This window comes from Bacillus fungorum (assembly GCF_002746455.1).
GTDB lineage: Bacteria > Bacillota > Bacilli > Bacillales > Bacillaceae_G > Bacillus_A > Bacillus_A fungorum.
Genome location: NZ_NWUW01000005.1, coordinates 183887 through 205026, shown reverse-complemented (window position 1 = coordinate 205026; position 21140 = coordinate 183887). Strand labels below are relative to the sequence as shown.

Here is a 21140-nt window from a genome sequence, read left to right as displayed (position 1 = left end):
CCCTTAATGGCCCTTTCTCTTCTCCACATCACGATGAGATACATGAACGCTATACTCTGGTTTCAAATGTTTCCCAAGGTATTCTGTAAGCGTAACAGAACGATGCTGTCCACCTGTACATCCAATTGCAATTACAAGTTGACTCTTGCCTTCTCTTTTATAATGAGGCAGCATGAAAGTGATAAGATCCGTCAATTTCTCTAAGAACTTATGCGTCTCATTAAATTTCAGTACATACGATGAAACTTCTTCATCTAGTCCTGTTAATGGCTTCATATGTGGAATGTAGTATGGATTTGGTAAAAAACGAACATCAAATACTAAATCTGCATCAATTGGAATACCGTACTTAAATCCAAATGACATAACATTTACACGAAATGCTTGCTCAGTTTCAGTTGAAAACAGATGAACAATTTTTTCACGTAATTCTTTCGGTTTTAAGTCCGATGTATCAAGCACAATATTCGCTCGTGCTTTCATATCAGTTAATAAGCTACGCTCCATTTCGATTCCCTTTAACGGCAAACCAGTTGGTGCAAGCGGATGCGAACGTCTCGTTTCTTTATAGCGCGTTACAAGTGTGCTATCTTTCGCATCTAAGAATAAAATATGAGGAATAATCCATGTACGTTCTGATAAATCATCAAGCGCTCCCCATAAATGTTCGAAAAACTCTCGGCCACGTAAATCAACACCAAGTGCTACTTTATTCATTTTTCCTTTTGAATCCGCCATAAGCTCAATAAACTTCGGCAATAGCATCGGTGGTAAATTATCTACACAGAAATATCCTAAATCTTCAAAACTTTGTAAAGCTACTGTCTTTCCAGCTCCAGACATTCCTGTAATAATTACCATTTTTATATCATTATTCTCTGTCATCGTATCCTCTCCTTGACGGTTTAACTCGGATCTAATCGATATGAAAGCAATTCAAAATCTGGGGTATATACAAATGTACCGTAGATTATGCCATTTCCTTTAATTAAATAATCAATAATGTGATAATCTCCTGGCGCCATTGCTAAATCATCAATTTTGTCAAATGTATGCCAACCAATGATGCCTTCTTCGCTCTCTAGTTTGTTTTCTCCTGCAAAATCTGTCGCTAAAAAGGAGAACATCATCCATTCAGAAACAACTTTATCACCTTCTTGGATAACAAAGGTGAAGACCCCCTTTAACGCTGGGTTCTTTAAATAAATACCTGTTTCTTCACGATACTCGCGAACAACGGAATCTCTTACAGTCTCACCACGCTCCATTTTTCCGCCTGGTGCAACCCACCAATTTCGGCGAGGTTTTTGGAGTAAGAGTACTTCATTATCTCTAATTAACACACAGTTTGTCACTCTTTGCATGTTTCTTCACCTCAGCTACTTGCAGCAAATTTCTCACTGCATACTCATTTCATTATACTATCAAAAACAATTTGCTACAACGAAGGAGCCGGTCCTCTTTCCCTAAGCTATGCTACTCAACAATTTTAAAAAAGCTTTGGAGAACAAGCAATGTAAATGCCTAGACTTTCAATAAATAGCATGAAAAATCCCCTTAACGATTTTTATCGTCAAGGGGATTAAAGCCCTTATTTCTTACCGAAATAAGTAACAATCGCAAATCCTAAAATAAAGGTAAGAATTGAACTTATAATTGAAAATCCACCAGTTGGAATGCCAGGGAATACAATTACAATCGAGCCGATAACAAGTCCAATAATTGCCGCAAATGTCATACTTTTATAACGATCTAATAAGAAACTAATTCCTTTACTACTTACAACAAACCCTACCATAACACCAGCACCGATAACTGCGATTAAAGGTAAGTTCAGTGTAGTTAAAGCATTAATTGCTGTCGGATACACACCAATAATTAATAAAATAAATGATCCACTAATTCCAGGAAGCAACATAGCCATACTAGCCATCCATCCTGCGAAAAATAAACCAATTGCATTTAAAATTGTTAACGTCATAATTGGATCTGCTGCCTTATCTGGTTTAAAGAAAGCTGTGATCGCAACAAGAATTGCCGCAACTATTAGTAAAACAATGTGCTTCCCTTTAAACGACGACTTTGCATCAGCTTCCCTCATTAACATCGGTAATATACTAATAATTAAACCGAGGAAGAAAAATTGAGTCGGTTCATAATGATTTGCAAGTAAATATTTAATAACGTGACTTAACGTTAAAAACGCTACTGCCACACCAGCTGCAAGGGGAATTAAAAACCCTAAATGTTTTTTCCATTCACGACTAAAGAATCCACTAATTGCCGCAAGCAATTGTTCATAAATCCCTAACACAACAGCGATTGTACCACCGCTAACACCAGGAATTAAATCACTAACGCCCATACAAAATCCACGATATATATTACGCCATTCCATACTGAATAAATTCCTCATTTCTTATAGTGATTTTTCCGTAAAGTCCAGTATATCAATAAGAAAGCTTATAATCTTAATATTTTTTGACAAAACTTTGACATTTTCACAAAAAAAGAAGAAAGCTCCTATCGGTAGCTTTCTTCTCAAAAGGTATATGATCCCTTATTTTTCTGATACAGTTTTTAGTTCTTCTAATAATTCTTCTACATAATGTTGCGCACTTTGTGCTGCAATACTACCATCACCTGTTGCAGTTACAATTTGACGTAGCATTTTTTCACGAACATCACCAGCTGCGAAAATACCAGGAACTTTCGTTTCCATACGCTCGTTCGTTTCAAGGTAACCATTTTCATTTGTAATACCTAGTTCAACAAATGGTTTTGATAGTGGTAACATACCGATGTATACGAATACGCCGTCAGTTTTGACTTCTTTCTCTTCTCCACTGTTTACGTCTACAAGTGTTACGCTTCCTACTTTACCACTTGCTTCGTTAATTTCTTTTATAGTGTGGTTCCAAATGAAATCTACTTTCTCGTTATTGAAAGCACGATCTTGTAAAATTTTCTGTGCACGAAGCGTGTCACGACGGTGAACAATTGTTACCTTTGATGCGAAGCGTGTTAAGAACACACCCTCTTCAACAGCAGAATCACCGCCACCAATTACAATAAGTTCTTTTCCTTTAAAGAATGCCCCGTCACATACTGCGCAATATGATACACCGCGGCCGCCAAGTTCTGTTTCACCTGGTACACCAATCTTTTTATATTCTGCACCGCTTGCAACGATAATTGCACGTGCTTTATATTCTTTTTTACCAGCAATAATTGTTTTGTATTCTTTACCATCGATGACTTCTTTCACATCACCGTATGCATATTCAGCACCAAATTTCTTCGCATGCTCGAACATTTTATTTGATAAGTCTGGTCCTAAAATAGACTCATAACCTGGGTAGTTTTCTACATCTTCTGTGTTTGCCATTTGGCCACCTGGAATACCACGCTCAAGCATTAATGTGCTTAAATTCGCACGAGATGTATATACTGCAGCTGTCATACCAGCTGGTCCTGCACCAATAATAATGACATCATAAATTTTTTCTTCTGACACACCACTCACTCCTATTCATTCCTACACAATTAAGTTACCCTCATTATAACTGTTAGCATCATTTTTTTCCCAATGATTTGCTTACCTATGTGTGCGTACGCTTAACAGCCTGCACATACTTTCGAACAGTCGCTACAGATACATTATATACATCTCCGAGCTCCGACTGTGTCATCTTATTTCCTTGTTCACTGCGTACGATATATTCAACTGCAGCTGACCAACCGTATACATTTGTAAAAACTGCCCCAGACGTATATAAGCGTATGAACGTACAAAACCAAAATTGTAAACACTCTTCGATTAATTCATCATCTTTTTTCGTATAATTGTATAAAGCATCCGCGATTCGCGCGCATTGTTCAAATTGCTGTAAATCAGCTGGAATGCTCTTATGGCTATTAAGTAAAAAGAAATACTTTGCTAGTTGCGATACGATTGGAACACCGTTCCTCGCTTGCGTTACATCAAAGAAGAATCCCACCTTCTCCGGCATTGATAATTCATTCATTAAATATAAAGCTAGCATTTGTTCCTCTAGCGTCGCACTTTGCTGAAATGATTTTCTTAATTCTTCAAATAACACGTTTTGTTCTTCATCTGCTAAATTCAACGCATTCCACGGCTCTTTCCCCTTTTTATCAGGCTGCAATTCTACAACATGTTGCCACATTTTTTCAGCTACTTGCTGATCTTTCACCATATAAGCAGAATATGCAAACCAATAATAAAAACTAACGTCTCCTTCGTATCCTTGACGTTTTAATACTTTGAACCATTTATATGCATGCTCGAAATGACCAATTGTTGCAAGTGTCGTTCCAAGTTTCAAACGATGTTCAAATGAAATTGGATATACTGCAACTAACTGAGCAGCTAACGCTTCTACTTGTTTATGCTCTCCAATTGAATATAGAAAAATAAGCGTATTACAAAGCGCATGTATATTCCCTGGGTTTTTCTCTAAAATCATTTCCGTTAACTTCAGCGCCTTATCTACATTGCCAGATTGAAAATGCGCAATGGCCAAATTATTATGCCCTGACCAAAATTCCGGATAATCTTTCGTAACAATTTCTAATGTAGTAATTGCTTCTTCCAATTGTCCGTTACGAATATAACGATTCGCTTCTTCCTGCATAACAATTAAATCATCTTCATCTTCAATTTCTTCTGCACCCATCGCTTCTTCTTCCATAATTTCAAGTAATTCTAATGTCTCTTCAACGAATTCCTTCTCTTCCGTAACCTCTAAATAGCGCTCCGCATACTTCTTCGCCTGCTGAAATAGCCCCATATATGCATAGTTATTTGCAATAAAATAATAGCATTGTTCAAGTTCCGGGTTAGCTCTAACTAGCTTTAAGAAGGTTTGATTCGACTCTTGATATTCACCAGCTTCAGATAATACTGTTGCTAATTGACATAAAATAAACGGCTCCTTCTCACTTTGTGCCGCTCTTCGAAAATATTTAATTGCATCTTGTAATTTTTGCCCTTTGTAAGCCCTCATCCCTTTTTTATAAAAAAAGTCCGCTAATTGATTAAAAGAGATAACTTGTCCGTTCTCCTTATATATTCTTTGATTTTTCCCCATATATCCTCCAGTTTTTTGTTTTCTTCGTTCACACATTCTTCTATCTATAAGTATAAACGATTCCGTAAAAAACAAAACAGTATATTATACTCAATTATTTCCTTTTTATTCATAAAAAAAGAAAAGAAATGTTACATTTTTAACATCCACCTTCTCTAGCATCCATTTCTTCTTTCGTATAAATAACACGCATTGGATTTCCACCCACGAAAGCACCACTTGGTACATCCCTATGAACAAGTGTGCCAGCTGAAACAATCGCGCCATCTCCAATTTTCACACCTGGTAATATCGTTGTATTCGCTCCAATCATCACTTCATTTCCTATGATGATCTCTCCAAGTCGATATTCACGAATTAAATATTCATGTGCTAAAAGCGTTGTATTATATCCAACAATTGAATTTTCTCCCACAGTTATCTTTTCTGGAAACATAATGTCCGGCATTACCATAAGCGCAAACGATGTTTTCTTTCCGACTTTCATCCGTAAAAATGTGCGGTACAACCAATTCTTGACGGATAAAAATGGTGTGTAACGCGCAATTTGAATAATAATAAAGTTTTTCATTACCTTCCAAAAAGATACTGTTTTATACACATTCCATAATGAATTTTCTCCTGAAACAGGATAGCGCGTTGTCCGTCGCACTTAACTCTCTCCTCTACTGATCTTTACGAACGATTCATGTCGGACAAAATCGGCAATAAATCACTCATTTTATCTAGCATAAAGTCTGGCTTATAAGCCTCTAAATACGCTCTACCTTTCAATGTCCATGAAACCGCAGCTGTTTTCGTACCCGCATTTTGTCCGCCAACAATATCATGATGATTATCCCCCACCATCAATGCTTCTTCTGGTTTCGCATCTAATAACTCGAGCGCTTTTTGAAGTGGTTCTGGATGTGGTTTCACATGCTCTACATCGTCAATTGTTACGACAACATCAAAGAACTCATCAAGCTTTGATAACTTTAATCCCATCTCAACGGTTTGTCGTGCTTTCGTTGTAACAATACCAACTTTATAACCTTGCTTCTTCAACTCTTGAACTGTTTCATATACAGTTTCATATTCTTCTACTAATTCATCATGATGATCATGGTTAAATTGACGATAACTCGTAATTAACTCTTCAACCTTACTTTCATCAATCTTACTGAAAGTATCATGCAAAGATGGACCGATAAACGGCAATACATCTTCACGCTTATATTGATCTGGATAATATGTATGTAACGTATGTAAAAAAGAAGAAATAATAAGTTCGTTTGTATTAATTAACGTTCCATCTAAATCAAATAACACTGTATTTATTCTCATTGCCTTAGTCCTTTCGCTTTCCTGAATATGAAAGAAGCAGCACCTTATAATAAGATGCTACTTTTCTCTAATTTTCTAAATATCTTTTATCAGCTTGCCCCATTTTTCGTCTCACAATAATGAAAATAATAGAAATAACAACAAGTCCAATTGACATTACTTGTGCGATACGAAGTGGTCCTAACATTAAACTATCTGTACGTAAGCCTTCTACGAAGAAACGCCCTACTGAATACCAAATTAAATATGTGAAGAATAATTCCCCGCGTCGTAAATTCACTTTTCGTAATGCAAGTAATAAAATGACACCTGCAAAATTCCATAATGATTCATATAAAAACGTCGGATGATAGTACACGCCATCAATGTACATTTGATTAATAATGAAATCCGGTAAATGAAGACTTTCTAAAAACTGTCTCGTTACTTCATCACCGTGTGCCTCTTGATTCATAAAGTTTCCCCATCGGCCAATTGCTTGTCCTAGTAAAATACTTGGCGCAGCAATATCAGCCAACTTCCAGAATGAAACCCCGCGGCGTTTCGCAAAAAGAATCCCTGTAATAACAGCCCCGATTAAACCACCATGAATCGCCAAGCCACCTTGACGAATATTAATAATTTGACTCGGATTTTGCGCGTAATATTCCCATTCAAAAATAACGTAGTACATTCTCGCAAATAGAATAGCAATCGGTACTGCAATTAATACAAGGTCAACAAATGTATCTTTTGGAATACCTATCCTTTCTCCCTCGCGAGTTGCTAGCCAAAGACCTAATAACACACCTGTACCGATAATGATCCCGTACCAATAAACAGGAAACGGTCCAAGTTGGATAGCTACGCGGTCAAGCTGTGGTACAGAACCTAACAGCATATGTATGACCTCCCTCTCCAATGTTTACTCCTGATTTCCTAACTCAATCGCACTCATTAATCGTTCTGAGAACTGCTGTGCTGCATTGACTCCCATACGTTTTAAACGGAAGTTCATCGCTGCCACTTCAATAATAACAGCTAAGTTTCGACCAGGACGAACTGGAAGTGTAATCTTCGTAAGTTCTGTATCAATAATCTTCATCTTCTCTTCATCAAGACCTAAGCGATCATAATTTTTCTTTTGATCCCAAATTTCAAGATTAATAACAAGCGTAATACGCTTATAATTTCGAACTGCCCCTGCACCGAATAACGTCATAACGTTAATAATTCCTAGACCACGAATTTCTAATAAATGCTCAATTAAATCTGGCGAGCTTCCTACTAATGTGTCTTCATCTTCTTGGCGAATTTCTACACTATCATCCGCAACAAGGCGGTGACCACGTTTTACAAGCTCAAGAGCTGTCTCACTTTTACCGACACCACTTTGACCTGTAATTAAAACACCAACGCCGTAAATATCTACTAACACACCATGAACGGCAGTTGTTGGCGCTAACTTACCTTCTAAATAGTTTGTTAAACGACTTGATAATCTTGTTGTCGTTTGAGAAGAACGTAATAAAGGCATGCCGGATTCACGTGATGCTTGCAGTAACTCATCTGGTACATCTTGATTACGAGTTATAATAATACATGGCGTCTCCTCAGTACAAAGCGCTTTCATTCTCTCTTGTTTTTGCTCTAACGTTAACGTGTCAAAGAACGTCAGCTCCGTCTTTCCAAGAAGCTGCACGCGATCAGCTGGATAATATGTAAAAAATCCTGCCATTTCAATTCCAGGTCGTGATAAATCACTTGTATCAATCGGACGATGAATTCCTTCTTCACCACTTATTAACTCCAATTGAAATTGTTCAATTAAATCTTTTGTCCTTACTTTCGGCATATGTATAAACCTCCACTCCGCTGCGGGTTCAGTCTCATTTGATGTAAAATTCCATTCTACCGGATATTGTACCATTTTTTTCTGAAAACAAGAAATACGGTTTCTAATAAATAGAAAAAAACATTTCATACACATCATGAAATGTTTTTCTTTTTGTCATTTTCTCTTTTTTTCATATAAAGGTTCCACAATTGCCTTTTCAATAATCATATTAAAAATTGAAATACAAATTGCCGCAACAATCGCTACACCGAATCCTGATATATTAAATGCATCTCCTAATAATGAATCTGCTATTTTTAACGTAATTGCATTAATCACAATTAAGAAGAACCCGAAAGTTACAACAGTAATTGGTAGCGTAATTAAAATTAAAAACGGTTTTACGAACACATTTAAAACAGCCAAGATAATACTCGCAATAATTGCAGTTTGTATATTTGCTACGTAAAACGCGTCTGGTGCAATCCCTTTTAAAAGTCCCGATACAGCGATTAACACAACGCTATTTACAAGAAGTGATACAATCCATCTCATTTTCTTACACATCCTTTTAAACATATATATTTCATCATACGCTAATAGATAATAAACGCAAGTATGATACGAACACTTATATCAACTTATTCTATCTTTCATGCGTGTATACCTACTAACATTTCCTTGTGAAATAAGGGCCACACCATCTATGTTCATGAGTTTTCACAAAAGTCCAAGTGAAATCTCTGTCTACAACATAGATATCGCCTCTATACATATCATCTGTTTCACGTAATATATCATCCATACTTAATAAACTCGCATCTTTTATTAGTAGTACATCATTACAGTGTTGATAGAAGATACAGCACTCCTTTTTCACTTCATTATGAAACGCGCTCTCTGCTTCTTTCCCCTCTAAACACTTCTTTTTCTCATAACTAAATATGTGCCATAGATAACCACATGCATACTTATCTCCGTAAAGGAAAATGTCTTCTTTTTCTTCATTACTTAAATGATTTGCAAAGCTATCCTCCCAGCGTTTCCGAAAACATACACCCCACTTTTGGAACTCTTTTACCTTCATATTTTTTCTCAAAGCATTTAAAAACTCCATCGTCTCCCCCTATACAATAAAAACCGAGTGTCATTTCCACTCGGTTTTTAATAATACATTTATTGTGATAACTCTACTTCTTTTATTTTCTCTTTCATTCTTGCTTTATCACGATTTAAAATCTCTTTTAAATACTTACCTGTATACGAACGCTCTTCTTTCACTACTTGCTCTGGCGTGCCGGAAGCAACGATTTGTCCACCTTTGTCTCCGCCCTCTGGCCCAAGGTCAACAATATAATCCGCTGTTTTAATTACATCTAAATTATGTTCAATTACAAGCACTGTCTCACCGCTCTCAACAAGACGTTGCAGCACTTCTAGAAGACGTGCGATATCATGTGCATGTAAACCAGTCGTTGGCTCGTCTAAAATGTATAGTGTACGTCCTGTAGAACGACGGTGTAATTCAGAAGCTAATTTCACACGCTGCGCTTCACCACCAGATAACGTCGTAGCTGGTTGCCCTAATTTCATATAACCAAGCCCTACATCTACAAGCGTTTGAAGTTTACGCTTAATTTTTGGGATATTAGCGAAGAACTCTACTCCATCTTCAATTGTCATCCCTAACACTTCCGAAATGTTTTTATCTTTATACTTCACTTCTAACGTTTCACGGTTGTAACGTTTACCGTGACAAACTTCACACGGAACGTATACGTCTGGTAAGAAGTGCATTTCGATTTTAATAATTCCATCACCACGGCACGCTTCACAACGTCCACCTTTTACATTAAAGCTGAAACGTCCTTTTTGATATCCGCGCACTTTCGCTTCATTCGTTTGGGCAAACACATCACGAATATCATCGAACACACCTGTATACGTTGCTGGGTTGGAACGTGGTGTACGCCCGATTGGCGATTGATCAATATCGATTACTTTATCTAAATGTTCAAGACCTTTAATTTCTTTATGAGTACCTGGCTTCGCTTTCGCTTTATATAACTTTTGAGCTAACGATTTATATAGTACTTCATTAATCATCGTACTTTTACCTGATCCAGATACACCCGTTACCGCTACAAACGTACCGAGCGGGAATGACATTTTCGCGTTCTTTAAGTTATTCTCTTTTGCACCGACAATTTCCACTTTACGTCCGTCACCTTTACGTCTTTCAAGTGGAACCGGAATAAACTCTTTACCGCTTAAATACTTCCCTGTTAGCGAATTCTCATCTTGCATCACTTCAGCTGGTGTACCTGCTGATACAACTTGTCCACCGTGAATACCTGCGCCAGGTCCGATATCAAGTAAATAGTCAGCTGCCATCATCGTATCTTCATCATGCTCAACAACAATTAACGTATTACCTAAATCACGCATTTCTTGCAATGTACGAATAAGACGATCATTATCGCGTTGATGCAAACCGATAGAAGGCTCGTCAAGAATGTAAAGTACGCCAGTAAGACGCGAACCAATTTGTGTCGCTAAACGAATACGCTGCGCCTCACCACCTGATAAAGTTCCTGCAGCACGACTTAACGTTAAATAATCTAAACCAACGTTTACTAAGAACCCAACGCGCTCCTGAATTTCTCTTAAAATTAAATGAGCAATTTTTTGTTGTTTCTCTGTTAGCTCCACATTTGAGAAGAATTCCTGTACTTCTTGCACAGAATATTTCGTTACATCAGCAATCGTTTTATCCCCAACGAAAACAGCTAAACTCTCAGGTTTTAAACGTCCGCCTTTACACTTCGGACAAGCTTGCTCTGCCATATACTTTTCCATTTGCTCACGAATGTAATCGGAACTCGTTTCACGATAACGACGTTCAATATTCGGAATAACACCTTCAAATAAAATCTCATTTTCCTTTACTTGGCCAAATTCATTTACATAGCGGAAATAAACTTTCTCTTCACCGCTTCCATACAACACTTTATCAAATAAATCTTTCGGTATATCTTTCACAGGTATATCCATATCAACGCCGTAGTGATTACATACAGATTGTAAAAGCTGTGGGTAGTATTGTGAGCTTGTCGGTTCCCAAGGGGCAATCGCATGTTCATTTAATGATAAATCCCAGTTCGGAATAACAAGTTCTAAATCTACCTCTAACTTTGAACCGAGCCCATCACAAGAAGGACATGCACCGAACGGACTATTGAATGAGAACATACGCGGTTCTAATTCTCCGATTGAAAAACCACAATGCGGACAAGCGTGATGTTCACTAAACAGAAGTTCCTCTTCTCCCATAACATCAATTAACACTCGACCCCCGCCAAGTTTTAATGCACTTTCAAGTGAATCAGCAAGGCGGCTTGCGATTCCTTCTTTTACAACAATACGGTCAATTACAACTTCAATAGAATGCTTCTTATTTTTATCTAACGTAATCTCATCAGACACATCAAGCATTTCACCATCAACACGTACACGAACATAACCTTGCTTCTTAATATCTTCAAGCACTTTCACATGTGCACCTTTACGTCCTGACACGATAGGGGCTAACACTTGTAATTTCGTACGTTCCGGATATTCAAGAACGCGGTCTACCATCTGCTCTACTGTTTGTGATGTAATTTCAATTCCATGATTCGGACAAATTGGCGTACCAATTCGCGCAAATAATAAACGTAAGTAATCATAAATCTCCGTCACCGTTCCAACAGTTGAACGTGGGTTACGACTCGTCGTTTTTTGATCGATTGAAATTGCTGGAGATAAACCTTCAATCGTATCCACATCCGGTTTATCCATTTGCCCTAAAAACTGACGTGCATACGCAGATAACGATTCTACGTATCTGCGCTGCCCTTCTGCATAAATCGTATCAAATGCTAATGATGATTTCCCTGAACCAGACAATCCCGTCACAACAACAAGCTGATTTCTCGGAATGGTTACATCAATATTTTTTAAGTTATGTGCTCTAGCACCTTTTACAACAATAAAATCCTTGCTCTTACTCACTCTTTTCACCCTTCCGCTTTTAATTCTAATAGTAAATCTCTTAATTCAGCTGCACGCTCGAAATCTAACGCTTTTGCTGCTTCTTTCATCTCTGCTTCCATCTTCGCGATTGTCTTTTCACGCTCTTTTTTCGTCATCTTCTTAGCTGGAGTTGCTTCATATGTTTCTGTCTCTTCAGCAGCTGTCGTTGCACGGATGACATCACGCACACCTTTTTGAATTGTTTTCGGTGTAATACCATGCTCTTCATTGTAAGCTTCTTGTATAGTACGACGACGCTGCGTTTCTTCAATTGCAATTCCCATCGATCTCGTTATGCGATCTGCGTACATAATAACGCGGCCGTTTTCATTACGGGCTGCACGACCGATTGTTTGAATTAATGAACGCTCTGAACGCAAGAATCCTTCTTTATCAGCATCTAAAATAGCTACAAGTGATACTTCTGGAATATCTAATCCTTCTCTTAATAAGTTAATACCAACAAGTACATCAAACTTACCGAGGCGAAGATCACGGATAATTTCAATACGTTCTAACGTTTTAATTTCAGAGTGAAGATAGTTCACTTTAATTCCTACATCTTTTAAGTAGTCCGTTAAATCCTCTGACATCTTCTTCGTTAAAGTCGTAATTAATACACGTTCATTTTTTGCAATGCGATCTTGAATCTCTCCTAATAGATCGTCAATTTGCCCTTCAATTGGTCGTATATCAATTGGCGGATCTAAAAGCCCTGTTGGACGAATAATTTGTTCTATTACTTCTGGCGACTGCTCTAACTCATACGGTCCTGGCGTTGCTGAAACGTAAATAACTTGATTCGTTTTCTCTTCAAACTCATCGAATGTGAGCGGTCTATTATCTAAAGCTGATGGCAGACGGAATCCATGATCCACAAGCACTTGCTTACGCGCTTGGTCCCCGTTATACATCGCTCTTACTTGCGGTACTGATACATGCGACTCATCCATAACGATTAAGAAATCTTTCGGGAAATAGTCTAATAGCGTATACGGCGTTGCCCCCGCCGGACGAAGTGTTAAATGACGGGAATAGTTTTCAATCCCTGAACAAAAGCCCATCTCGCGCATCATTTCTAAATCATAACGCGTACGTTGCTCTATACGCTGCGCTTCTAACAACTTACCGTTATCATTTAACTCCTTTAAACGCTCTTCTAATTCTTTTTCGATATTTTCAATAGCGACCTTCATTTTTTCCTCACGTGTAACGAAGTGAGATGCTGGGAAGATTGCTACATGATCACGTTCTGCTAATACTTCACCTGTTAACGCATTTACTTCGCGAATACGATCGATTTCATCGCCGAAAAACTCAATTCGAATACAATGCTCGTCAAGTGATGCCGGGAAGATTTCAACTACATCTCCGCGCACACGGAATGTACCACGCTTGAAATCAATATCATTACGTCCATACTGTACATCAACAAGTTCACGAAGCAATTGATTGCGGTCCTTTTCCATACCAACTCGAAGTGAAACAACTAACTCGCGGTATTCTTCTGGAGAACCTAAACCATATATACACGAAACACTCGCAACGATAATTACATCGTCCCGTTCAAATAATGCTGACGTTGCTGAGTGACGCAATTTATCAATTTCATCATTAATCTGCGCATCTTTTTCAATAAAAGTATCTGTTTGAGGCACATACGCTTCTGGCTGATAATAATCGTAATAACTAACAAAATATTCAACTGCATTATTCGGAAAAAAGTCTTTCAACTCACTATATAACTGTCCTGCTAACGTTTTATTGTGAGCCATGACAAGTGTTGGCTTTTGCACTTCTTTAATAACATTTGAAATCGTAAATGTCTTACCCGTTCCTGTCGCACCAAGCAACACTTGCTTTTTCTTTCCACTATTAATTCCCTCTACAAGCTTCTCTATAGCTACCGGCTGATCACCTTGCGGGGAATACGCTGAGACAATTTCAAATTGACGTTCCAAGAAAATCCGACCTCCTCATAAAAATCTGTATTATTATTTTACCACGAATGCCCATAAAAAACCTAAAAAAACGAACAGATATTCGGTAAAGTTTTCGACAATATATACATAGAAAAAGGAAGGAGTAAATACTTCCTTCCTCTACTAACTCTATTTTTTAGGTACATATACTAAGTCATATCCATTGCGCCCAGCTTCATTCATACAATCTATTAACCGATAAGTACTTTCTAATTCACGCTGCTCTTTAACAATACTTTTACAACTATCTTTATGTAACCCTTTATGGTCATCAGCAAACTTGTCTTGTCTACTATCTAACACATAAAGTATATCTTTCCCGCTATGCTCTAACGTTTGAAAAACCGGGTCACCTTCATCGGTATACTGTGCAATTCTTATTTTATCAACTTTCCCTTGATCAACGTTCATAACGAACTGCTCAAATTTATCTAGATTGGAAATCCTGGTTCCCTTTACAATGACATCGTTCTTCTTATCAATTGTAGTGTTAGATGGTGAACATGCTACTAAACTAAAAAGAAATAGACATATAAAACTGGTTCTTTTTCCTATTGTCATCCTCTCCTATAAAAATTATTTGTATACCCAAAAGCTACTTTCAACTATGAAAGTAGCTTTTCTTTTCCTTTCTCCTTCTTCGGAAAAAGAACATATGAAAATGAAATAACTGTATCCACTAAAAGTATAATCGCCCAAACTTGGCTAACACGACTTGCTTTTTCATTTAAAACAATCCCCGTTTCTAACCAATTATGCCATTGTTCAAACGGGACAAAACCGTACAGAAAGAAAAAGAAAATATGCACAACAACGAATAAAACAAGATGTAATACCCAATTTTTTATTTCCTGCTTCGCATAAGCCATACCTGTTAATTCTACATGTTCTTCCATAATCGGTGCTGGTTCATTCCGCCATTTCGCAACTAGCTTTTGCGCAAATATATCAAGCTTCTTCAAATCCTTTTTCCCATAGAAAACTGCATACAATAAAATAATTACAGTAATGATTTGAAAATTAGAGAACTTTCCTGTTTGATAATAGTCCACTGCCCCTAATGTTAAAATAAACACTTCATTTACTAGGAGTACAATCCCCATAATAAAGCTCGCCTTCTTCAAACGGAATCCATAGCGAAGTAAAAAGAAACCAATAGCCGATAACCAAAATACAATCTCTGCTCCAATTAAAAAATACCAACGATATTCTGCGAGTATACTCATTTACCCTTCTCCTTTTCATCATATATACGAAAAGCTTCATCCATATATAATAAAAATTCTTCTTCGATTGGATACATGCTCATTTTCTGTGAATCTTCCTTCGATTTTCTAACTTCCCATAACTTATCTAAAAACGCTTCGTCACCATTGGCCATTTCTAAACACTTCTGCATTAATTTCTTCATTGCCCCTTGTACCTCATCACTCGCTGCTTCCTTACCTTCTTTCATAAAATGACGTAATTGCTTTAATAAATCTACCCATTCTAAAACATTCGGATCTTCTTCACTCATATTTGGCAAATTGTAAAGCAATTTTTGCTCTTCCTTTGAAAATACTTCATTTTGAAATATTTCACGTATACGAGGAGACTGTTTCGAAAGCTGAATAAGTTCAAACATAACTTTCCAATCAAGTTCTCCCTCCACATCTACTGAATAAACAACTGCTTGTAAAACACGCTCCATTCGATTAAGTTTCTTTTGTTCTTCCTGTACAAACCGAAGTTGTTTTTCAAGCGAATCCTTTAAGTTAAGCTCCCCTTTTACTAACATATTCGCAGACTCTTTTAATGAAAATCCCATTTCTTTTAAGAATAAAATTTGTTGCAGTCGTATTACGTCAGCTTCACTATATAACCGATGTCCACCCTCTGTTTTACCACTTGGCTTTAATAACTCTATTTGATCATAATAACGTAATGTACGTACTGTTACCCCTGTTTCTCTCGTCAATTGTTGTATTGAAATCACTGCCATCACCTCTTCCACTTCATTATAAAAGATGACGTTACGTAACTTTCAAGTGTTTTGTAAAAAAAATACAAAAAGCTGTTTATACTATTTGTATAAACAGCTTTTATGGAAATAACCCCTTTTGTACAGCACGACCACAAAATAAAATAAGTGCTCCAACGACAACACTCGTTGCTGTTTTATGATAATGGGCTAATAATAATAAATAATACGATAAACCTACAGTACCAATCATAATACAAATGCTTGGCACTGGATTACGAGAAAAATTTTGTATTCCCCAAAGAAGCGCAAATATGACTGTAGCGACAGATAATACCGGTAATCCCATCCCAGTTCCCCTTTTCTATCTATTCCTTGTTGCGAAAATACTCGTCGATGCCATACTTATTAATAAACCCAAAATAGTAATATACAATAACTCATTCACATGCATTACTTGTCTATCTACATACTTATTTACACAAAGATACATAATGAACAAAAAACGAAGCTTGTAATACAAATCGTAAAATATGATTTCATCTTGTTCACAACTCTCTCATCAATCGACGGTACTCCCTCTTCTTTCAAACGCTTCTGTTCTCTATATTCGGAAATTCCATATAAAATGACTAGCGCTACATTCGATATGAAAATGGTTCCCCCAAGAAATACTTAAAATCATTAAACTCACATTTAAAACAAACTTCCTATAAACCGTATAATATCTTGCTTACTCATACATGATCAGCCTCTTTTTGATTTCTATATTTCCACTTCGGCCAATAGTTCACAAGAAAATACACCCACTGCCCTAGTACAAATAAAACAAACGGCATACCGGCATTTCCGTCAACAATTAAATTATATAAACTCCATATCGCTAAACTAATCGTAAAAAATAACCCTACATATTTAAACGCTTTATCTGACTGAAATCTCTCAAACTCATCTTGCATTTTTCATTCCCCCTATCGCTATGCTCGTTTCCCCGCCATAACTCCTATGACGAGACTACCCGCAAATAAGAAACTACATACAATGAACATTTCTGTAATAGGTATAGTAATTCGTCCTATTGCTTTGCTCGCAACAATATAAACAATAAGCAACAGAAATGCGAATACAAATGAGACGTTTACATGCTTTTTTATATTTTCATTTACTCGCTCATCTATATCTGGAAGTTCTTCTTCTTTGTACTTACGCTTTTTGTAATACACATACACTGTCAAAAATACAATTGCTAAAACGTTACTCACTACGAGCGGTAAAATTGGTATAGCCGGATTCATAATATGAACTATAATGTCTCCCAAAAACAATCCAAAGGTTGCACCGACAAATAACTTTGTAGTATCGTTCATTTTTCTCCCCTTACTCTAGCGTAAATATTTCCTCCACCTTCATCCCAAAATATTTGGCGATTTTTAAGGATAACTCTAGACTCGGGTTGTAATGATGATTTTCAATCGCCACAATTGTCTGCCGCGTCACCTGCATCGCCTTTGCCATTTCAACTTGCGTTATATGATGTTGCTTTCTTAACTCTTTTATTGTATTTTTCACACCCATAGGCTCCACCTTTAAAAGTAAAGATATCTTTACTTAAATTATAAATATTTTCCAGTTATAAGTAAAGATATCTTTACAAATTTCAGAAAAATGTTTCACTGAATATTTTCTCTAGCCAAGTACAAGAGTAATTAAATTTATATCAGCGATTTTTCAAATATATCGACTTACCGACAAATATCGACATCCATGGCACCATAAACATAAGAAAGAAGCTGTCCCAAAATATCTTTCGGAACAGCTTCTTCGTCCTACTACATAAATCCTAACGCATATACAAGAACGTATCCAAGAATAGAAAGGCAAACCGAGCCAATCAGCCCCGCCACAAATGCTTTGCTTCCTAACTTACGGAACGTTTTAAACTCTACATTTAAGCCAAGACCCGCCATCGCCATTGCGATAAGCATATAAGCAATGACAACAATATATCCAGCAACAACTTCTGGAATAATCCCGAGCGAATGCACTGCACTCATCGCTAAAAATCCGAAGATGAACCATGGAATCGGAAGGTCGCGCCACGATCTTTTTTCCTCGCTTCCTTCACTCTTACCAAACCATAATCCAATTAAAATCGCTACTGGCACAAGCATTGCAACGCGCGTTAACTTCACGATAACTGCGATGTCTACAGCCGTACTTCCTCCTGGCGCCGCAGCTGCGATAACATGGGCGATTTCATGCAGCGTCGCACCTGAGAATACACCGTAACCATACGGTGAGAAGCCAAGCACTGGGTATAATAGCGTATAAATAAGTGTAAATATTGTACCTAAAATTGCAATAATCGCTGCCCCAACTGCCGTTTCTTCATCCTTCGTTTTCACTTGCGGTGCAATTGCCACGACCGCTGCCGCGCCGCAAATTGCTGTTCCGCACGCTGTTAAAATTCCAAGCTTTTTTTCTACCTTAAACACTTTCGTTAGTCCATATACAACGAAAATCGTAAATGTAATAACAACGGCAGCGATGACCAATACTTTCGGCCCTGCCTTCGCAATATCAACAAGATTTAACCGCATTCCAAGTAAGATGATCCCAAAACGAAGCAACTTCTTACTCGCAAAGTTCGTCCCTGCAATCGCATCATGAGGAACTCCAATTGCCGCACGCCAAACCATCCCAATTAGAATAGCAATTACTAATTGTCCCATAATATTTAAAAATGGAAGCTCTGCTAAATATTTCGCCGCAATTGCGATTAATAGTGTAATCCCAATCCCTTGTGAAAATCCAAAGCCCTTCTTCTTTTGTCTAACAAGTGTTTGTTCCACTTCAAACCACCCCAATAATCGTATTGAAACATGCATGTTCTTTATACTTAGATTATAAGAGAGTTTCTATAATAAGTTTAATATCAATATTGAATCTCTATCATCAGAAATACTTATGATAAGATGAAAGAAAAACGAAAGGAGCCCCTTACATGAACGTAGATATTTTAAAAATTTTTGTTACGGTCGTTGAACAGAAACATTTCTCCCGTGCAGCAGAATTATTAAACCTTTCACAGCCTGGCGTAAGTATGCACATTCGCAACTTAGAAAACGAATTTGGAACTACACTCATTCAGCGCTCCCCTAAGCACGTTCAAGTGACAGAGGCTGGAAACATTTTATATATACACGCAAAGCAAATGCTCTCTCTTTACGAAGATGCTAAGCAAGAAATTAATGAGCTACATAACGTTGTAACAGGAACTCTCCGCATCGGTGCTAGTTTTACAATTGGCGAATACTTACTTCCAAAAATACTCGCTAACTTTGCAAATGAAAATCCACACGTCGAGGTTCATACCTTTATCTCAAATACAGAAGACGTTTTGCAAAGCCTTCGCTCTAATCAAATTGATATAGGCTTAGTAGAAGGGCAAGTCGTATACGCCGACGTTGACGTTGAAACATTTATGCAAGATGAAATGAAGCTCGTCGTCCCGCCAAATCATCCACTGCTTCGCACAAATGAAATAAATGAAAACACACTCCAAGATCAAGTATGGGTATTAAGAGAAAGTGGTTCTGGTACACGCGCTTATAGTGATCGCTTTATTCATCAACACCATTTAAAAATGAAACGATTCTTTACATTCAGTAGTATCCAAAGCGTGAAGGAAGCTGTCGCTGCCGGGCTTGGCATCGCCATCCTTTCTGATTGGACTGTACGGAAAGAGTTACTGGCAAAAGAACTATTCCACGTCGAAGTTCCAAATGAACAACTCATCCGTCCATTCTCCATCGTGCGCGGCAAATATTTTATTCCGTCTAAGGCCATTCAAGTATTTTTAAATCATGTAAATTCTTTTACGAAAAAACAGCATTGACCTTCACATTAGTGTGAAGGTTTACAATACATGTAAAAGGAGTGAAATACATTGCGAATTGGAGAGTTATCAAAAGAAACTGGCGTTAGCGAAAGATCACTAAGACATTACGAAGAAAAGGGATTACTCCCTTCGAAGCGCCTCGTAAATGGCTATCGTGATTTTGATGAAAGTGCCATCGAAAAAATGGAGCTTATTCAAATGTACTTACAAATTGGCTTAAATTTAGAAGAGACGGCAAGGATGCTGCGCTGCCTTGAAATTGAACCGCATCTGTACGAAAATCCTTGCAGCAGTATCCTTGCGCTTTATGAAGATAAACTTAATGAAGTAACAAAGCAAATCTCATTACTTTCCAGCATTCAAATGAATTTGCAAAAACACGTTTCACTCCTAAAATAAGCAAAAGAAAAGGAATGATTACATGTTTGTTATACACGGCAGTTCAAGACAAAACGGAAATACGGAAGCTCTAACACATATGGTGATCGATGGAATTGAAACAGAACAAATTTACTTACGAGATTATATAGTTCATCCTATTACAGACCAACGTCATGATGCAGAAGGATTCCAACCTGTAAATGATGACTACGAGCAGTTAACCAAACGCATGTTAGAGCACGACACAATTATCTTTGCTACACCATTATATTGGTACGGAATGAGTGGACATATGAAAAACTTTGTTGATCGTTGGTCACAAAGCTTGCGTGATACATCTCTTCATTTCAAAGAGAAAATGAAAGGCAAAAAAATGTATGTTGTCATCGTTGGTGGGGATAATCCAAAGCTAAAAGCATTACCTCTTATCTCCCAGTTTCAATACATCTTTGATTTTGTTGGTTCATCATTTGAAGGGTATATTATTGGGGATGCGAATGGACTAGATGAAATCAAAAACGATGCCGAGGCGCTGGCAAAAGCACAATTGTATAATAATGAATTCAAAAATAGCAAATAGAAA

24 protein-coding genes and 1 pseudogene are annotated in these 21140 nt (G+C 37.3%); 3 read left to right on the top strand and 22 right to left on the bottom strand.

The annotated features are described in order from the left end of the window. Positions 1 to 3: 3 nt before the first annotated feature. The 22 genes and pseudogenes from rapZ to CO726_RS09495 form a co-directional block, all read right to left on the bottom strand. Entirely contained in the window at positions 4 to 885 is an 882-nt protein-coding gene (rapZ, locus tag CO726_RS09600) for an RNase adapter RapZ (protein ID WP_000138465.1), read from the bottom strand. A 20-nt stretch (positions 886 to 905) separates the two neighbouring features. Beyond that, the gene (locus CO726_RS09595; protein ID WP_001190080.1) at positions 906 to 1364 is read right to left on the bottom strand and encodes an NUDIX hydrolase; all 459 of its coding nucleotides are present in this window, start codon (positions 1362 to 1364) and stop codon (positions 906 to 908) included. Between the two features lie 227 nt (positions 1365 to 1591). Next, a complete protein-coding gene (locus CO726_RS09590) occupies positions 1592 to 2398 on the bottom strand; it encodes a DUF368 domain-containing protein (RefSeq protein ID WP_099684099.1) in 807 nt (268 codons plus the stop codon). Positions 2399 to 2560: 162 nt separating this feature from the next. Further along, the gene (gene trxB / locus CO726_RS09585; RefSeq protein ID WP_136699504.1) at positions 2561 to 3517 is read right to left on the bottom strand and encodes a thioredoxin-disulfide reductase; all 957 of its coding nucleotides are present in this window, start codon (positions 3515 to 3517) and stop codon (positions 2561 to 2563) included. Positions 3518 to 3602: 85 nt separating this feature from the next. After that, the gene (locus tag CO726_RS09580; RefSeq protein WP_099684097.1) at positions 3603 to 5114 is read right to left on the bottom strand and encodes a tetratricopeptide repeat protein; all 1512 of its coding nucleotides are present in this window, start codon (positions 5112 to 5114) and stop codon (positions 3603 to 3605) included. A gap of 139 nt (positions 5115 to 5253) precedes the next feature. After that, entirely contained in the window at positions 5254 to 5766 is a 513-nt protein-coding gene (locus tag CO726_RS09575; RefSeq protein ID WP_099684096.1) for an acyltransferase, read from the bottom strand. A 23-nt stretch (positions 5767 to 5789) separates the two neighbouring features. Continuing rightward, positions 5790 to 6440, bottom strand: a complete 651-nt coding sequence (gene ppaX / locus CO726_RS09570) for a pyrophosphatase PpaX (RefSeq protein WP_098758966.1) — start codon at positions 6438 to 6440, stop codon at positions 5790 to 5792. Between the two features lie 67 nt (positions 6441 to 6507). Next, positions 6508 to 7320 carry a prolipoprotein diacylglyceryl transferase gene (lgt, locus tag CO726_RS09565; protein ID WP_099684095.1) on the bottom strand — a complete coding sequence of 271 codons (813 nt, stop codon included), beginning with the start codon at positions 7318 to 7320 and terminating at the stop codon, positions 6508 to 6510. A gap of 24 nt (positions 7321 to 7344) precedes the next feature. Beyond that, the gene (gene hprK, locus CO726_RS09560; protein WP_099684094.1) at positions 7345 to 8274 is read right to left on the bottom strand and encodes an HPr(Ser) kinase/phosphatase; all 930 of its coding nucleotides are present in this window, start codon (positions 8272 to 8274) and stop codon (positions 7345 to 7347) included. 156 nt (positions 8275 to 8430) lie between these two features. Further along, positions 8431 to 8811, bottom strand: a complete 381-nt coding sequence (locus CO726_RS09555; protein ID WP_001267308.1) for a phage holin family protein — start codon at positions 8809 to 8811, stop codon at positions 8431 to 8433. A 115-nt stretch (positions 8812 to 8926) separates the two neighbouring features. Beyond that, positions 8927 to 9373 (bottom strand): DUF4275 family protein, encoded by a 447-nt coding sequence (locus CO726_RS09550; RefSeq protein WP_099684093.1) that lies wholly within the window; start codon positions 9371 to 9373, stop codon positions 8927 to 8929. A gap of 59 nt (positions 9374 to 9432) precedes the next feature. Continuing rightward, positions 9433 to 12309 carry an excinuclease ABC subunit UvrA gene (uvrA, locus tag CO726_RS09545; protein WP_099684092.1) on the bottom strand — a complete coding sequence of 959 codons (2877 nt, stop codon included), beginning with the start codon at positions 12307 to 12309 and terminating at the stop codon, positions 9433 to 9435. Between the two features lie 5 nt (positions 12310 to 12314). Next, a complete protein-coding gene (uvrB, locus tag CO726_RS09540; RefSeq protein WP_099684091.1) occupies positions 12315 to 14291 on the bottom strand; it encodes an excinuclease ABC subunit B in 1977 nt (658 codons plus the stop codon). 150 nt (positions 14292 to 14441) lie between these two features. Continuing rightward, positions 14442 to 14873: a DUF4362 domain-containing protein gene (locus CO726_RS09535; RefSeq protein WP_099684090.1), complete on the bottom strand. Its 432-nt coding sequence runs from the start codon at positions 14871 to 14873 to the stop codon at positions 14442 to 14444. A gap of 44 nt (positions 14874 to 14917) precedes the next feature. Beyond that, a complete protein-coding gene (locus CO726_RS09530; protein WP_099684089.1) occupies positions 14918 to 15538 on the bottom strand; it encodes a hypothetical protein in 621 nt (206 codons plus the stop codon). Further along, complete coding sequence (locus CO726_RS09525; protein ID WP_136699502.1) at positions 15535 to 16296, bottom strand: MerR family transcriptional regulator; 762 nt, start codon at positions 16294 to 16296, stop codon at positions 15535 to 15537. Before CO726_RS09525 ends, CO726_RS09530 begins: the two co-directional genes overlap by 4 nt. Positions 16297 to 16396: 100 nt before the next feature. After that, positions 16397 to 16624, bottom strand: coding sequence for a hypothetical protein (locus CO726_RS09520; RefSeq protein WP_098758958.1), 228 nt, complete (start codon positions 16622 to 16624; stop codon positions 16397 to 16399). Positions 16625 to 16639: 15 nt separating this feature from the next. Continuing rightward, positions 16640 to 17016 (bottom strand): annotated as a pseudogene (locus CO726_RS09515) (ATPase). After that, positions 17013 to 17234 (bottom strand): hypothetical protein, encoded by a 222-nt coding sequence (locus tag CO726_RS09510; protein ID WP_016118885.1) that lies wholly within the window; start codon positions 17232 to 17234, stop codon positions 17013 to 17015. The pseudogene CO726_RS09515 and the gene CO726_RS09510 overlap by 4 nt, the downstream one beginning before the upstream one ends. Before the next feature lie 18 nt (positions 17235 to 17252). Continuing rightward, positions 17253 to 17642 (bottom strand): hypothetical protein, encoded by a 390-nt coding sequence (locus tag CO726_RS09505; protein ID WP_098758957.1) that lies wholly within the window; start codon positions 17640 to 17642, stop codon positions 17253 to 17255. Between the two features lie 10 nt (positions 17643 to 17652). Beyond that, complete coding sequence (locus tag CO726_RS09500; RefSeq protein ID WP_099684088.1) at positions 17653 to 17850, bottom strand: helix-turn-helix transcriptional regulator; 198 nt, start codon at positions 17848 to 17850, stop codon at positions 17653 to 17655. 254 nt (positions 17851 to 18104) lie between these two features. Next, positions 18105 to 19127, bottom strand: a complete 1023-nt coding sequence (locus CO726_RS09495) for a YeiH family protein (protein WP_136699499.1) — start codon at positions 19125 to 19127, stop codon at positions 18105 to 18107. 152 nt (positions 19128 to 19279) lie between these two features. Here CO726_RS09495 and CO726_RS09490 point away from each other — a divergent pair, with 152 nt between their 5' ends. From CO726_RS09490 to CO726_RS09480, 3 genes are read left to right on the top strand one after another with little or no spacing between them, the layout of a single operon-like run. Next, the gene (locus CO726_RS09490) at positions 19280 to 20173 is read left to right on the top strand and encodes a LysR family transcriptional regulator (RefSeq protein ID WP_098758954.1); all 894 of its coding nucleotides are present in this window, start codon (positions 19280 to 19282) and stop codon (positions 20171 to 20173) included. 51 nt (positions 20174 to 20224) lie between these two features. Next, on the top strand, positions 20225 to 20575 hold the full coding sequence (locus tag CO726_RS09485; RefSeq protein ID WP_099684086.1) for a MerR family transcriptional regulator: 351 nt from the start codon (positions 20225 to 20227) through the stop codon (positions 20573 to 20575). A 22-nt stretch (positions 20576 to 20597) separates the two neighbouring features. After that, positions 20598 to 21137, top strand: coding sequence for a flavodoxin family protein (locus tag CO726_RS09480; RefSeq protein ID WP_099684085.1), 540 nt, complete (start codon positions 20598 to 20600; stop codon positions 21135 to 21137). Positions 21138 to 21140 lie beyond the last annotated feature (3 nt).